General features: G+C 65.4%; 14 protein-coding genes. 2 read left to right on the top strand and 12 right to left on the bottom strand.

Going from position 1 to position 15,211, the window contains the following annotated elements:
- The first annotated feature begins 14 nt into the window (after positions 1-14).
- On the top strand, positions 15-1,448 hold the full coding sequence (gene xylB / locus IQ24_RS05745) for a xylulokinase (protein ID WP_145396856.1): 1,434 nt from the start codon (positions 15-17) through the stop codon (positions 1,446-1,448).
- Between the two features lie 7 nt (positions 1,449-1,455).
- On the opposite strand, the gene IQ24_RS05740 is transcribed toward xylB, so the two are convergent.
- The 8 genes from IQ24_RS05740 to ssuD all read right to left on the bottom strand — a co-directional run bounded on the left by IQ24_RS05740 (position 1,456) and on the right by ssuD (position 10,842).
- Positions 1,456-2,067 carry a response regulator transcription factor gene (locus tag IQ24_RS05740; protein WP_145396855.1) on the bottom strand — a complete coding sequence of 204 codons (612 nt, stop codon included), beginning with the start codon at positions 2,065-2,067 and terminating at the stop codon, positions 1,456-1,458.
- A 30-nt stretch (positions 2,068-2,097) separates the two neighbouring features.
- Positions 2,098-4,446 carry a cache domain-containing protein gene (locus IQ24_RS05735; protein WP_145396854.1) on the bottom strand — a complete coding sequence of 783 codons (2,349 nt, stop codon included), beginning with the start codon at positions 4,444-4,446 and terminating at the stop codon, positions 2,098-2,100.
- Between the two features lie 539 nt (positions 4,447-4,985).
- Positions 4,986-5,753, bottom strand: coding sequence for an ABC transporter ATP-binding protein (locus IQ24_RS05730; protein ID WP_145396853.1), 768 nt, complete (start codon positions 5,751-5,753; stop codon positions 4,986-4,988).
- Positions 5,740-6,579, bottom strand: a complete 840-nt coding sequence (locus tag IQ24_RS05725) for an ABC transporter permease subunit (RefSeq protein ID WP_145396852.1) — start codon at positions 6,577-6,579, stop codon at positions 5,740-5,742. Before IQ24_RS05725 ends, IQ24_RS05730 begins: the two co-directional genes overlap by 14 nt.
- An 11-nt stretch (positions 6,580-6,590) precedes the next feature.
- The gene (locus IQ24_RS05720; RefSeq protein WP_145396851.1) at positions 6,591-7,568 is read right to left on the bottom strand and encodes an aliphatic sulfonate ABC transporter substrate-binding protein; all 978 of its coding nucleotides are present in this window, start codon (positions 7,566-7,568) and stop codon (positions 6,591-6,593) included.
- A gap of 11 nt (positions 7,569-7,579) precedes the next feature.
- Positions 7,580-8,161 carry an NAD(P)H-dependent oxidoreductase gene (locus IQ24_RS05715; RefSeq protein WP_145396850.1) on the bottom strand — a complete coding sequence of 194 codons (582 nt, stop codon included), beginning with the start codon at positions 8,159-8,161 and terminating at the stop codon, positions 7,580-7,582.
- A 32-nt stretch (positions 8,162-8,193) separates the two neighbouring features.
- Positions 8,194-9,651: an FAD/NAD(P)-binding protein gene (locus tag IQ24_RS05710; RefSeq protein WP_145396849.1), complete on the bottom strand. Its 1,458-nt coding sequence runs from the start codon at positions 9,649-9,651 to the stop codon at positions 8,194-8,196.
- A gap of 3 nt (positions 9,652-9,654) precedes the next feature.
- Positions 9,655-10,842, bottom strand: coding sequence for an FMNH2-dependent alkanesulfonate monooxygenase (gene ssuD / locus IQ24_RS05705; protein WP_145396848.1), 1,188 nt, complete (start codon positions 10,840-10,842; stop codon positions 9,655-9,657).
- A 518-nt stretch (positions 10,843-11,360) separates the two neighbouring features.
- On the opposite strand from ssuD, the gene aqpZ reads away from it, so the two are divergent.
- A complete protein-coding gene (aqpZ, locus tag IQ24_RS05700; RefSeq protein WP_145396847.1) occupies positions 11,361-12,050 on the top strand; it encodes an aquaporin Z in 690 nt (229 codons plus the stop codon).
- Between the two features lie 53 nt (positions 12,051-12,103).
- On the opposite strand, the gene IQ24_RS05695 is transcribed toward aqpZ, so the two are convergent.
- Genes IQ24_RS05695 through IQ24_RS05680 form a run of 4 tightly spaced genes read right to left on the bottom strand, consistent with a single transcriptional unit; the run spans position 12,104 to position 15,063 of the window.
- Positions 12,104-12,877: an amino acid ABC transporter ATP-binding protein gene (locus tag IQ24_RS05695; RefSeq protein ID WP_145396846.1), complete on the bottom strand. Its 774-nt coding sequence runs from the start codon at positions 12,875-12,877 to the stop codon at positions 12,104-12,106.
- A gap of 1 nt (position 12,878) precedes the next feature.
- Positions 12,879-13,541, bottom strand: coding sequence for an amino acid ABC transporter permease (locus tag IQ24_RS05690; protein ID WP_145396845.1), 663 nt, complete (start codon positions 13,539-13,541; stop codon positions 12,879-12,881).
- Positions 13,541-14,188: an amino acid ABC transporter permease gene (locus tag IQ24_RS05685; RefSeq protein WP_145396844.1), complete on the bottom strand. Its 648-nt coding sequence runs from the start codon at positions 14,186-14,188 to the stop codon at positions 13,541-13,543. Before IQ24_RS05685 ends, IQ24_RS05690 begins: the two co-directional genes overlap by 1 nt.
- Positions 14,189-14,241: 53 nt before the next feature.
- Positions 14,242-15,063, bottom strand: coding sequence for a transporter substrate-binding domain-containing protein (locus tag IQ24_RS05680; RefSeq protein WP_145396843.1), 822 nt, complete (start codon positions 15,061-15,063; stop codon positions 14,242-14,244).
- Between the last annotated feature and the right edge of the window lie 148 nt (positions 15,064-15,211).

Below are 15,211 nucleotides of genomic sequence, written 5' to 3'. Positions count from 1 at the left end.
GGCGGGGGCAGGACATGTATCTGGGAATTGATCTGGGAACCTCGGGCGTCAAGGTTCTGCTGATGGACGGGGCGCAGCGCGTCCTTGGCTCGGCCCAGGCGGGGCTTGCCGTCTCGCATCCCCATCCCGGCTGGGCCGAGCAGGACCCCGCAGACTGGATCACCGCGACCGAGGCCGCGCTGCGGGATCTGGCCCGGCAATCCGGCGCGGACCTTGCGGCGGTGCGTGCCATCGGCCTTTCGGGGCAGATGCATGGATCGGTGGCGCTCGACGGCTCGGATCGCGTCTTGCGCAAGGCGATCCTGTGGAATGACGGGCGGGCGCAGGATCAGGCGCGGCGGCTGGACGCGCGCCCCGAGTTTCGCGCGATCTCGGGCAATATCGTCTTTCCGGGCTTCACTGCGCCGAAGCTCGTCTGGATGGCCGAGCATGAGCCGCACCTGTTTGCCGCCGTCGCCAAGGTGCTGCTGCCCAAGGATTATCTGCGGCTTTGGCTGACCGGAGAGCATGTGGCCGAGATGTCCGATGCCGCCGGAACCAGCTGGCTTGACACCGGGAACCGCCGCTGGTCGCCCGAGCTTCTGGCAGCCTCGGGCATGCGCCCCGACCAGATGCCGCGTCTGGTCGAGGGGAACGCACCCTCGGGCACGCTGCGCCCGGAACTGGCCCGCCGCTGGGGCATGGGTGCGGGGGTGATTGTCGCGGGCGGGGCGGGCGACAATGCCGCGACCGCCGTCGGGGCGGGCACGGTGCAGCCCGGACAGGGGTTTCTGTCGCTCGGCACCTCGGGCGTGCTCTTCGCCGCGACCGCGCAATATCAGCCGCGTCCGGACAGTGCCGTGCATGTCTTTTGCCACGCCCTGCCCGGCATGTGGCACGCCATGGGCGTCATCCTTGCGGCTGCGGCGGCACTGGACTGGCTGGCGGGCGTGACCGGGACCACGGCGGCCGCGCTGGCCGAGGCACCCGGCCCGACCCTGCGCCCGCCCGGAGAGATCACCTTTCTGCCCTATCTGTCAGGTGAGCGGACGCCGCATAATGACGCGGCACTGCGCGGGCAGTTCTTGGGCCTCTCGATCGGCAGCACCCGGGCCGAGATGGCGCAGGCGGTAATGGAGGGCGTGGCCTTCGCCTTCGCCGACAATCTGCAGGCGCTGCGGATGGCGGGCTCGGACCCGAAGGCGCTGCTTGCCTTTGGTGGCGGCGCGAGCTCGGATTACTGGCTAAAGGCCATTGCCACGGCGCTGGATCTGCCGATCCTCGTGCCCGAGGGACAGCATCTGGGCGCGGCCTTCGGGGCGGCGCGGCTGGGGTTGATGGCGGAAACCGGGGCCTCGGTCGCCGAGATCTGCCAGTCCCCCGCCATCGCCGCTGAAATCCATCCCGACGCAGCGCTGCGCGACGCCTTTGCCGAACGCCACAGCCTGTTTCAAAGCCTGTCGCGATAGCTGCCCGTCAGCGGCTGGCCAATGCGATCAGCTCGGCCAGGGATTTGACGCCCAGCTTTTCCATGATCCGGGCGCGGTGGTGATCGACCGTGCGCGGGCTGATCCCCAGGGCCGAGGCGATTTCCTTGCTGGAGGCCTCGCGCGGGTTTTCCACGATCCGTTCGACAATCTCGCTTTCGCGCGAGGTCAGGCGTCCAAAACGCGCCTGCTGCTGCTCGGATCGGGCCTGCGTTTGGCGCAATTCGCGGGTGATTTGGAAGGCGGTCTCGATGCGGGCGATCAGATCGGCCTGCCGGAACGGCTTTTCCAGAAAATCGACCGCGCCCGCCTTGATCGCCTGAACCGATTCCGGCACGCCGCCATGGCCGGTGATGAAGACGATGGGCAGTTGCGCACCCATGTTGTTCAGATGCCGCTGCAGCTCCAGCCCGTTCATGCCCGGCATGCCGTAATCCAGCACCAGACAGCCGCCCATCCCAAGCTCGAACTCGTCAAGAAATTCGACCGCCGAGGCGAAAGCCGCCACACGATAGCCGCGCAGGCTGAGCGCACGCACCAGCGAAGAGCGGATCCCCGCATCATCATCAACCACGAAAACGGTCATATCTGGATCGGTCATGGCATCATCGATCATATTGATTTTAACAGGTTAAACAATGCCCGTTTCCTGCTTGCTGTCACGCGGCGAATTGTCGGAAGCGGCAAGGGGCGCGGTGAACTGGAAGACCGCGCCGCGTTGCTTGCCCTCTTCGTTCCATAGCTTGCCGCCATTGCCCTCGATGATCGAGCGGCAGATCGAGAGGCCGAGGCCCATCCCGGTCCGCTTGGTCGTGGCGAATTGCGAAAACAGGGCCACATCGGGGTCGATCCCCGGCCCGGTGTCGCTGACCGTCACCAGCAGCATCGGCCCGTCAGTGCGGGCGCTGACCGTCACCAACCGCTCATTATGGCGGTCGGCGCTCATCGCCTCGATGGCGTTGCGGATCAGGTTGACCAGCACCTGCGCGATCTGCACGCGGTTGCCGACGATCTGCCGAAGATCGGCCGGCACATCGGTCTTGATGCGCACGCCCGCCTCGGTCGCCTCGGCGCGCAGAAGCTGCAGGCTCTGGCCCAGCAGTTCGGCAAAGTCGAAGCTGGTGCGCGCCCCTTCGTCCTTGCGGATAAAGCCCCGCAGCGCGCGGATGATGTCGCCCGCGCGGATCGCCTGCTGCTCGATCTCGGTGACGATGTCGCGCAATTCGGGGTCCAGCCCGCCCTCACGCTCCAGCATGAAGATCGCGGTATCGGCATTCTGCGCGATGGCGGTCAGCGGCTGGTTCAGCTCATGCGCAAGCCCCGCCGCCATCTGGCCCATGGTATTGCCGCGCGCCAGATGGCTGAGATCCTTGTTCAGCCGCTGGATTTCCTGCTCGTTGACCTTGCTTTGGGTCACATCATCCAGCGTCACCACGTCATGCAGCGGGCGGCCCGCCGCGTCGCGAATGACGATGGCGCTGACCGAAACCCAGATCGTCGCCCCATCCGCGCGCAGCATCCGCATATTGTGGTTGAGCGCCGAATCCGTCGCATGCGGCGCGGTCCAGAACCTGCGATCCTCGGGGTGCAAGAGGTCGGTGAAGGTCATGCCCGCCAGATCCTCATCGCTGTAGCCGGTGATCTCGGTCAGGCGGGCATTGGCGCGCAGGAAGCGGCCGGTGTCCGGATGAAGCTGCGCCATCCCACGCGAGGACATGTTGAACGTCTCGCCATATTCCTTTTCCGCCGTGCGCCGGGCAGCAATCTCGCGCACCAAGGCGGCATTGGCGCGCTCAAGCTCGCGGAAGGTGCGGGGCATCGGTTCAGAGGCGTCGATTTCCCCCTGAGAGATCAGCGCCGCCCGCGTGGCGAAGGCTCGCACCGGGCGGTGAATATATTCGGCCAGCGCCAGCCCCGCCCCCGCCGTCAGCAATGAGACAACCACCGCCAGCCAGATGTTCTGGGTGCGGTTGCTTTTGATAACGCCGGTGAAATCATCCTCGGGCGCATAGACGGCGATGGTCCAGGGCAGCTTGTCGCTGATGATCGGCAGCGCGGTCGAGACATAGCGCGCGCCCTGATAGACGAATTCCGACGGCGTTTCCTTGGCCACCGGCATGCCGCCCGCAGCGGCCAGCGTGCCGAAGGCGGCGCGTGCGATGGGGTCGTCAATCTCGCCGATATCGGCGAAGCGCAGGGTGCCGTCATCATCCTCGGTCTTGATCAGGTTCTTGTTCGGGTGCGCGATCACGTCGCCGTTGTGGTTGATGATCAGCGCCTTGCCATGCGCGCCGATGTTCAGCCGCGACAGGAAATCCGAGATCATGCTGATCTCGATATCGACCCCGACCGCGCCCCGGACGCTGTGGTCATCCTTCAGGACCGGTGCGGCCAGCGTGATGCCGGGCTGCTGCGAGGTGAAGAAGATATAGGGGTCGGTCCAGATCGTCCCCCGCTCGGCCTTGGATTTGACGTACCAGGGACGCACGCGCGGGTCATAGGGATCGGTCGGGTCCTCCTGTGTCTGCGCGATCGAGAAATCGTCGTTGCGCCAGATCAGCTGCACCCGGCGCTTGCCATTGACATGGGTGATGATCTTGGTGCGATAGACGCCCGGCCCGCTGGGCATCCGCAGGACATGGACGAAATCGCCGTTCTCGGCTCCGTAATAGGCCCCGGCGAATTGCGGCGCGATCTGTAGCTGCTGGAACAGCAACTGCTCCAGCAGGGCCGGATCGTCGCTGGCGATGACGCGGTTTTCGGCCAGCCGCGCGGCCAGTTCCGCCGCACCCTGCGCGGGGCTGAGGAAGCCCTTGGAATGCTCAATCGTATTGACGCCGACATCGCGCAACAGAATCCGCGCATGGTGGATCAGCGCGCTTTCCGAGGTGACATAGGACGAAAAGACCACGGCCAGCACTGCCAGAAGCTGCAACCCGGCCAGCCCTATCGCCAGCAGCGCGCCAAGAGATCTGTTCATCGCAACCCGTCTTCGTCCTGCACCTGCCCGCTCGAACGCCTCGCCATGCAACAGCCGCCGGGTCCGGTCGACAAAGGGTCGAGGGGCCCGAACTCAGCCGTGAGCAAGGAAAATGCGCCGACGTCCTGACGCTCTCATAGCATCAGCCTGCTCCCATATGCAGCGACCAAGTCGCGAAAATACAAGATGACCCAACGGAAGCCTGCCGCCCTGACGCGTATAGGCAAAATTACCTACGTAATCACGCCAATTTACCTTGCGTCGCAAATTTGTAGATATGGTGGCAATAGGTGTTGAAGAACGATGGTCCAGACACGCGGGATTGCCCCCTGACACGCTGGATTGGTGTTGTAGGTTTACGAGTCGACGGCCACAAGCCTGATGTTACGGGCAAACCGGTCGCCAGAAGCGGCAGCTTCCGACGCCGGTTTGCCTATTGTGGTTGAAAACACCCGCGCCCTTCAGGTCGCGGGTGTTTCACTTTTCTTCACTGCCCTTCGTTTTTCTGCACTGCCCGTCGTTTCTTGTCTTTGCAGCCCTCAGCCCTGGAAAATGGCGTCGAGGATCTCGGCCTCGATGGCGGCAAGCTCGGGGCTGCCGCGGCCGACCGGGGCCACACGCACGATCTGCGCCTCATGGATGATCCGGCCCTGCCCCAGCACGATCACCCGATCCGACAGCGCCACGGCCTCGGCCACGTCATGGGTCACAAGGATCGCGGTGAAGCCTGCCTGCTGATGCATTTGCTGGATCAGGTTCTGCATGGTCAGGCGCGTCAGCGCATCCAGAGCGCCCAGCGGCTCATCGAACATCAGAAGGCCCGGGTGGCTGACCAGCGCGCGGGCCAGCGCCACGCGTTGCCGCTGCCCGCCCGAAAGCTGCGCGGGCCAGAAGCTGCCCCTGTCGGACAGTTCGACCGCGCGCAGCGCCTGGGCCACCGCCGCCTTGTCGCGGCCGTTGCGCAGGCCCACCGCGACATTGTCGCTGACGGAGGCCCAGGGCAGCAGGCGCGGCTCTTGGAACATGATGCGCAGCCGGTCCCCGGCCTGTTCGGCGGGCTGGCCGTCAACGGTGATCTGCCCCGCGCTTGGCTGATCGAGGCCCGAGATCAGGCGCAGCAGCGTCGACTTGCCGCAGCCGCTTTTGCCCACGATCGAGACGAACTCACCCGGTCGCACCGTCAGGTTCAGGTCCGAGATGACGCGGTTGTCGTCAAAGCGGCGCGAGAGGTTCCTGACCTCGACCCTGGCACCGGGGGCGGTGCGGGCGACCTGCGCTTCGGGGATGGCGTAATCAGCGATTTGCATAGGCGGGGCTCCATTTCAGGGCGCGGCGTTCCAGCGCGCGGGTCAGGCTGTCGGCCAGTTTGCCCAGCAGCGCGTAAAGCAGGATCGACAGGATCACGACGTCCAGCACCATGAATTCGCGCGCCTTCATCGCCATATAGCCCAGCCCCGAGGAGGCCGAGAGCGTTTCGGCCACGATCAGCGTCAGCCACATGATGCCGAGGCCATAGCGCAGCCCCACGAAGATCGAGGGCAGCGCGCCCGGCAGCACAATGCGCAGGAACAGCTGGCGCGGCGTCATGCCATAGGCGCGGCCCATCTCGATCAGCTGGCCGTCGACATTGCGGATGCCGTGAAGCGTGTTGAGGTAGATCGGGAAGAACACGCCCAAGGCCACCAGAAACAGCTTTGCGCCCTCGCCAATGCCGAACCACAGGATGACCAGCGGGATCAGCGCCAGATGCGGGATATTGCGCACCATCTGCAGGGTGGAATCGGTCAGCGTCTCGCTGATGCGCGAGGTCCCGTTGGCGACCCCCAAGAGGAAGCCGATGCCGCCGCCGACCGCCAGCCCTGCCAGCGCCCGCAGCGCCGAGACGCCCAGATGCGTCAGCAGTTCACCCGACCACAGCATCTGGCTGGCCGTGGCAAGGATCGCCGAGGGGCGCGGCAGCACGGTATCGGCGACCAGACCGGTCGCCCCTGCGATTTCCCACAGGATCAGGATCGCGACGGGGACGGCATAGGGCAGCAGGGCCTCTGCACGCAGGCGCGGCAGGCCGATGCTGCGACCGGCCAGGCGCTTGCTGCGCGAACCGGTCTCGACAAGAAAATCTGCAAGGCTCATCGCGGGGCCTCCTAGCTTGACGTTTCGGGGGTCCAGACGACCGAGGCGATGTCCAGCTTGCGCGGGATGATCCCCAGATCGAAGAAGACGTCGGCGACGCCCTGCTCATAGGCGACATGTTCGGGGCGCACGAAACTGACGCCACCGAGGTTCGCGCCCTTGCGGGTCAGCGAGCGGTTCATGATCTCTTCCGAAAGGCCGGTGGCTTCGGCAAAGACCCGCACCGTTTCGGGCAGGTTCGCCTGCCCCGCCTCGCCGGTCTGTGCGACAACCTCGACCGCCTTGCGGATCAGTTCGGGGTTTTCCCGGGCATAATCGCCATTGGCGGAATAGAAGTTGTATTCGGCCCCGAGTTCCTCGGTCGTCGACAGGACGCGGGTGTTCGGGCGCGCCTCGGCCATGGCGAAATAGGGGTCCCAGATCGTCCAGGCGCCGATGGCCTTGGCATCGAAGGCGGCGATGGCATCGGGGGGCGAAAGGTCCTGCGGCTGGATGTCGTCCAGCGTCAGCCCGACCGTCTCCAGCAGCTTGATGGTCGCGTAATGGGCCGAACTGCCGCGCTTGAACGCCAGCTTCTGCCCCTTCAGCTCCGCCAGCGTCTGGATGGGCGAGTCGGTCGGCACCAGAATGGCATGCCCCTCAAGCGAGCCCTTGCCCGCGCCCACGAACACAAGGTTCCCGCGCGCCGCATGGGCAAAGATCGGCGGCACGTTTCCGGTATAGCCGAAGTCCAGCGCATTGGCCGACAGCGCCTCCAGCAGCGGTGGGCCCGAGGTGAACTCGGCCCAGGAGACCGCAATGCCCTGATCGGCAAAGGCCTTCTCGAACGCGCCCGAGCCTTTCACCAGGCCCAGAAGTCCGCCCTTCTGCCAGCCGACGCGCAGCACCTTGGCGGGCGCGGCCTGCAGGATCGCGGGGCTGGCAAGAAGTGCCGCGCCCATGCCGGCACCAAGGCCAAGGGCCGCGCGGCGGGTCAGTTTGATCGTCATGGGATATCCTTTCAGATGGCCGCCAGCACGGGCGCGCCAGAAACAGAATGAGAGGCCAGGAAGCCGGGCAGATAGGGGCCGAACTGATCCACCGCACGCTCCAGCCGCGCGCGGGCGGCAGGGTCGGCCAGCCGCCCGTCGGTGAAGTCCCGGTCCGAGACGTAAACCCCGGTCGCCAGCGTCTGCGCCTCGAAGAAGCCAAACAGCGGCCGCAGCTGATGTTCGATCACCAGCGCATGGCGATCCCCGCCGCCGCTGGCCGCCAGAAGGATGGGCTTGCCGTAAAGCGCGGTCGGGTCCAGCAGGTCGAAGACATGCTTGAACAGCCCGCCATAGCTGCCCTTGTGAACGGGCGTGGCCAGCACGATGGCATCGGCCTCGACCAGCGATTGCAGCAGATCCTGCGCCTCTTGCGCCAGATCGCCAAAGCGGCGCGCGCGGCCCAGCGACGGGCCAAGGTCCAGCAGATCGAAGACCGATCCCGTGCCGCCATAGCGCTCTGCCGTCAGTTGTACGGCATCCTCGACCACGGCGCGGGTGCGAGAGGGTGCAGAAAGACTTCCGGCGAAACCGGTGATGATCGGATGTGACATGAAAGCTCCTGATTGGTCGGCGGACCCTGTGGTCAGGCCCTTTGCGCGACGGACGCGCCGGGGCCAAGGATCCGGAAGAAGGGCGCAAGGCTGAGTTGCCGGGCGACGTCCTGCGCAAGGTTGCGGGCGTGGCTGGCGCATTCGGGCGCGCCGACCAGTTCCCCCACATGCCCCCGCGCCAGCGGCCCCGCGATCATGATGCGGGCATTTTCCCGGCCGCTGGCATCCATCGCGTGATGCCCGCCGGTCGTCGCCAGCCCCAGCCCCAGCGGATCGGGCGTGATCTGACCCAGCCGGGCCAGCGCACCCAGAAACGGGCTTTGCTCGATACATCGCCCCTGCGCCGGGCCGGTCGTCACGATGACATGGTCGAAATGCTCGGTCTGCACGGCCCGCGATCCGCGGACGCGCCAGCTGACGCTGATGCCATCCTCGCGCGCCTCGGCCGAGATCAGATGCCCGGCCAGATATTCAAGCCGCCCGGCCTCGACCAGCCGGTCGATCACCGCCTCGGCCTGCGGGGCCAGACGATAGCGGTGCACGTCCCAGAAGGTGCGCGCATGACGCAGCAGGGTTTGCCGCCCGGCCTCGTCAAGCTGCGCCCAGATCTGCGCGCCCTGCTGGCGCAGGCGCGACATGGTCGCGTGCCAGCTTTGGCCCTGTGCCAGATCGTCGGTGATCGCATGGCGGATGCGGCGCAAAAGCTCGCTGGGGCGGCGGATCGCGGGATCGGTGAAATCCTCGCGCGATTCGCGCCCGATCACGCGATGCCCGCGCGAGCGCAGGCCGTGGCGCGACAGGCAGCGGATCTGACCGCGAAACCCTTGCGCCTCCAGCGTCGAGATCGCATCGGCCGAGGTCAGCGCCGCGCCCAGCACCAGCACGCGCGCGTCACCCTGAACCTGCGCCAGCCTGTCGGGGGCATAGACGTCTTCGACCAGCCTCTTGTTGCCCGTCAGGCCGCGCAATGCCGGGGGCACTGCAGGCGCAGGATGTCCGGTCGCCAGCACCAGCACCTCGGCCCGCAGGGTGCTGTCATCGGACAGATGCACCAGAACCGAGCCATCCTCTTCCAGCTCGGCGTCAACGGCGCGCTGGCGGATGTGTCTGATGCGCCCCGAGTCCAGCAGCGGTGCCAGTGAATGGGCGACATATTGTCCAAAGACCTCACGGCGCGGGAAACGCTCTCCGTCCGCAGTCAGAAGCTCGGGGTCATCGGCGATCCAGCCGTTGTCCTGCGCCGAGGACAGCCATTCGGCAAACCCCTCGGGCCGGTTCGGGTCCAGCGAGATGCGATGCGCCGGGACGTTCAGCCGATGCGCCGGATCCTGCGTCGAATAGGCCAGACCCCGGCCCAGTTCTTCGCGCGGCTCGATCACGATGATCGTCGCGGGCACCTGCATCCGTGCCAGCTGCCATGCCAGAGATCCGCCGGTAAACCCGCCACCGACAATGACAATTCTGGGCCGCACCGGAGGATGAATGGTCATGGCTCAGCCCCCCGCGACCGCAACGGGGCGCGGGCGCGCCGCCGGGCGGAAATCATTGCCGACGGTTTCACCGAAGGGACCAAGGACAGCGCCCTGCCCGGCATTCGGCAGCGGATGATCCAGCGGCAGGCGCGGCAGCACCCGCTCGCCAAAGCTGTAGGCCTCTTCCAGATGCGGATAGCCCGACAGGATGAAGGTATCGATGCCGATGCGGCGGTATTCGTCGATGCGCTCGGCCACGGTCGCCGGATCGCCCACCAGCGCAGTCCCGGCCCCGCCCCGGACAAGGCCGACGCCCGCCCAGAGGTTGGGGCTGATCTCCAGCTTGTCGCGCTTGCCGCCGTGGAGCTCAGCCATGCGGCGCTGACCGATCGAGTCCATGCGGGCGAAATTCGCCTGCGCCGCCGCGATGGTGTCGTCATCGAGCTTGCTGATCAGCCGATCGGCGGCGGCCCATGCCTCGGCCTCGGTCTCGCGCACGATGACATGCAGGCGGATCCCGAAGCTCAACTCGCGGCCCTGCGCCTCGGCCAGCGCACGCAGACGCTGGACCTTTTCGCCGACGGCAGCCGGAGGCTCGCCCCAGGTCAGGTATTTGTCGACCTGCTTGGCCGCGACCGCATTCCCCGCATCCGACGAGCCGCCGAAGTAAAGCGGAGGCCCGTCCTTCTGCACCGTCTCGAACAGCAGCTTGCCGTCGACGATGTGGAAATGCTTGCTGTGATAGTTGACCGTCTCTCCGGCCAGCAGGGCCTTGTAGACATCCAGAAACTCGCGCGTCACCTCATAGCGTTCGCTGTGGTCCAGATGCAGGCCATCGCCCGCGTTCTCGACCGGGTCGCCGCCGGTCACGACGTTGATCATCAGCCGCCCGTTCGACAGCCGGTCCAGCGTCGCTGTCATGCGCGCGGCCAGCGTCGGCGATTGCAGCCCGGGGCGGACGGCGACCAGAAAGCGCAGCCGCTCGGTCTGCGAGGCCAGCGCCGAGGCGACCAGCCAGCTGTCTTCGCAGCTGCGCCCGGTCGGCAGCAGCACCCCGTAATAGCCCAACCCGTCCGCCGCCTGCGCGATCTGGCGCAGATAGGGCAGATTGACCGCCCGGCCCCCTTCCGACGTGCCCAGATAGTGGCTGTCGCCATGCGTCGGCAGGAACCAAAGAACCTTGATCTTTTCCGGTATCGTCTGGGTCATCATGCGTCCTTCCTTACCTTCGGGCTGCGGGCACAAAGGCTCACCGCGCCGCTTGGTCAGAACAATAACCAAAAAGACGATAGCATATATAGAGATTAAGCTCCGAGCGTTTTTTTGGAAGTTTTGGCGTCCCGAAACGCGCCGAAAGGAAAAATTCTTTTCCGTCAGAGGGATCGTCCGAACAGATTTTTTTCGCCCCGCTTTCGGCGTAGAGGGCGGCGCGTGGCGTCTGCCAGCCTGCCGCACGGGCGCGAATTCGGGCATTGATTCGCGGCGACCCAGGGCGTCGCAGCGCCGGTAAAACTGTACCTAACAGTTTGATTCTTCTTTGCTAATCCGGGCCGGTGCTGAAGCTTTGTCTTGACAGAAGGCCCGGCAAGGCCGTTCCTAAGCGGGACGAAACGGTGAGGGACTGAACCCCGGCCGCCCAGATGGCATGACACGTCCTGCCTCCAGACTGCCCCGGCAAAGCGCCGTGCGTCGTTTTTCTAATCAGTACAGTGATCTGAGGTAATGAAATGTTACAGAAACAACTGGCGGCCGAGGCATTCGGCACGTTCTGGCTGGTCTTCGGCGGCTGCGGCAGCGCCGTTCTGGCAGCGGGCTTCCCGGGACTTGGCATCGGCTTTGCAGGCGTCGCGCTGGCCTTCGGCCTGACGGTGCTGACAATGGCCTATGCGGTCGGCGGAATTTCGGGCGGGCATTTCAACCCTGCCGTGTCCGTCGGGCTGGCGGTGGCCGGGCGGTTTCCGGCCTCGAAACTGCTGCCCTATATCGTCGCCCAGCTGATCGGTGCGATCCTTGCGGCGGCGGTGCTTTACGTGATCGCGACCGGCAAGGCGGGCGTCGATCTGGGCGGCTTCGCCTCGAACGGCTATGGCGCGCATTCGCCGGGCGGCTATTCGCTGACCTCGGCGCTGCTGATCGAGGTGGTGCTGACCGGCTTCTTCCTGATCATCATTCTGGGCGCGACCCATCCGCGCGCGCCCGCTGGCATGGCGCCGCTGGCCATCGGCCTGGCGCTGACGCTGATCCACCTGATCTCGATTCCGGTGACCAATACCTCGGTCAACCCGGCGCGCTCGACCAGCCAGGCACTGTTTGCGGGCGGTCCGGCGATTGCGCAGCTGTGGCTGTTCTGGGTCGCCCCGATCTTGGGCGCGGTGCTGGGCGCGACGCTGTGGAAATGGTTCGGCGAAACCGACTGAGCCAGAATTCAGGGCAGCCCCGCCATGGCGGGGCTGTTTCCTCGACGCAATCGCTAGAAGCTGTTGCGTTCGTTATAGGTGCGCAGGAAGTTCCAGATCCGCTCATCCTTCGGGGCGTGGAAAATGCCAGCGGGGCTGTCGACGGCGACAAGCTCACCCTTTTCAAGGAATGCGACCTGATCGGCCACATGGGCGGCAAAGCCCATCTCATGCGTCACGACGACCATCGTCATGCCCGCCGCGGCCAGCGCCTTCATCACGTTCAGCACCTCGCCCACCAGTTCGGGGTCCAGCGCCGAGGTCGGCTCATCGAACAGCATCAGCTTCGGCTCCATCGCCACGGCGCGGGCAATCGCCACGCGCTGCTGCTGGCCACCCGACAGGCGCGAGGGGTAGTTGCCCAGCTTGTCAGCGAGCCCGACCTTGCCCAGTTCGGTCGCGGCACGGGCCATCGCCTCGGGCTTTGACATGCCGCGCACGCGAACCAGCCCCTCGGCCACGTTTTCCTGCGCGGTCATATGCGGCCACAGGTTGAACTGCTGGAACACCATCCCGATCGAGCGGCGCATCTGGCGCAGGTTGCGCGCCGACATCTTGCGGCCCGGCGCGTCATAGCCGATCAGCTTGCCATCGATGCGGATCTCGCCCCGGTCATATTCCTCAAGGAAGTTCATGCAGCGCAGAAGCGTCGATTTGCCGGACCCGGAAGGCCCGATCAGGCAGGTCACCTTGCCCGCCGGGATCGACAGGCTGACGTTCTTGAGCGCCTGAAACGGGCCATAGAACTTGTCGACGTTCCGGACCTCGACGGATGAAGCTTGGACCATCTTACGGCCTTTCGATCAGATAATGGGTGATGCGCCGCTCGAACCTGCGTCCGATGCGCGAGATGATCTCGACAAAGACCCAGAAGAACAGCGCAAGGACCAGGTTCGCTTCCAGATAGCGGAAGGTCTCGGTCGACATCCGCTGCGTCTGATACAGCAGCTCCGGCACGGTGATGATCGACAGGATGACCGTTTCCTTGGTCAGGATGATCGAGAAGTTCACCAGCGCAGGCAGCGCCGAGACCAGACCCACCGGCAGCAGGATGCGCTGCACGATGGTGGGTTCGGACATGCCGATGGCGCGGGCGGCCTCGATCTGGCCGGTGGGCACGGCGCGGAAGGCCGAGCGGAAAATCTCGGCGAAATAGGGGCTGCCATAGATCGTCAGCCCGACGATGCCCGCGGGCAGCGGGTCCAGCCGGATGCCGACCATTGGCCCGCCGTAATACAGCAGGAACAGCTGCACCAGAAAAGGCGTGCCCCGGATGATCTCGACATAGACCTGCACCAGCCAGCGCACCGGCGCTATGGAATAGCGCTGGATCAGCGCGATGATCAGGCCAAGCGCCATGCCGAAACCCGTGCCAAGGATCCAGCAGAGCACCGTCATGCCGAAGCCCTTCAGCAGCATCGGCCAGTAGTGGGCGAAAATCGACAGCTCCATCAGACGGCCATCCTGTGTTCAAGATAGCGGCCAAGGGCAGCCAGACAAAGGTTGATCGCCAGATAGACGCAGGCGGCCGCCAGATAGACCTCCAGCGGGCGGAAGGTCGAACCGGCCTGCGCCTGACTGGCGCGGGTGATCTCCATGATACCGACGACCGAGACCAGCGACGAGGCCTTCACCAGCAGGATCAGCTCATTGATCAGCGCGGGCAGCGACAGCGAGACAGCCTGCGGCAGCACCACGCGCCGCCAGACATCGCCCGGCGCCATGCCAATCGCGACGGCCGCCTCGGCCTGACCCTTGGGCAGCGCATTGATCGCGCCGCGCCAGATTTCCGAGATATAGGCGCTGGCGACGATGGCCGTCGTGCCGACCGCCGCGACGATGGCCGGCACGTCGATGCCGATCACCGGCAGCAGGTAATAGACGACCAGAAGCTGCACCAGCATCGGCACGCCGCGCAGATAGCTGACCCAGACGGCGGCAAAACCGCGCAGAAAGCCCGATTTCGACATCGAGGCCATGCAGATCAGCGCGCCGATCACCAGCCCGACGGCGATGCCCAGCCCCGAGACCAGCAGGGTGTAGCGGGCCGCCCACATGAGCGGCTCGAAGCTTTCAAGAAAGATCTTGGAGGAAAACATGGGCGCTCCGCCTGGCATGAACGGGCAGAGGGGACCCCTGCCCGTTCACCAGATCACTTGGTGGGAACTTCGCGCGGAAGTTCGGTATAGGTGCCCAGCCATTTTTCCTGGATCGCCTTGACGCGGCCGTCATCGGTCATCTTCAGCACGGCGTCGTTGATCGCTTTCTGGAAGCTGGCGCTGTCTTCACCCGGACGCAGGACCCATGCGAAATAGCTGGGCTCGCCGAACTGGGCGGGCTCGAACAGAGCGAAGGTCTCGGGGCGGTTCTTCACCAGATAGGTCAGGTTCGGCAGCGAACCGGCCACCGCGTCCAGACGACCGGCGGCAAGGTCGGCATAGGCCTCATCCGTGGTGCCATATTCCTTGACGGTCACGCCGCCAAGGCTTTCGCCGTAAGCCTGAAGCTGCTTGAACTGCGCGGTGCCCTGCTGGACGCCGACGGTCTTGCCCTTGATGTCTTCGGGCTTGTTCATCTCGGTGTTGGCGGCGGCCTTGACCAGCGACACGGTCGCATCGGCGATCGGCAGGGTGAAGGTGTAACGCTCAAGCCGTTCGGCGGTGATCGTCACCGGCGCGATGACGATGTCGAATTTCTTGACCTCGAGCCCCGGCAGTTCGGCGGTCCAGGGGATGTCCTGATAGACCGGCTCGACGCCCAGTTCTTTCGAGACCTCGTCGAACAGGTCCTTGGTCATGCCCTCATAGGTGCCATTCGTCAGCATGTCGAAGGGCGCATAGTGCATGTCGGTCGCCGTGACAATCTTGCCAGCCGCCTTGACGTCGGCCAGCTGATCGGCCGAGGCCGCGGTGCCGGTCAGGCCAAGCGCCGCCAGGCCGAACAGCGCCGCCTTGAAACTGGTGTTCATGGTCATGATTCTCTCCTTGTTGGTCACATTCCTTGGGGTCACGCCGCGTTGGGACGGCGCAGTTCCCCCCGAGGAACGTCCGAATGATGAAACCCGTGTTCGGGTGGACAGTCCAGCGCCATTTTACGACCAAAGGCGCGGGTCGCCCGCCGCG

This window comes from Paracoccus sulfuroxidans, from assembly GCF_007830335.1.
In the GTDB taxonomy this organism is placed as follows: Bacteria; Pseudomonadota; Alphaproteobacteria; order Rhodobacterales; family Rhodobacteraceae; genus Paracoccus; species Paracoccus sulfuroxidans.
This window is presented reverse-complemented; position numbering and strand designations above follow the sequence as displayed.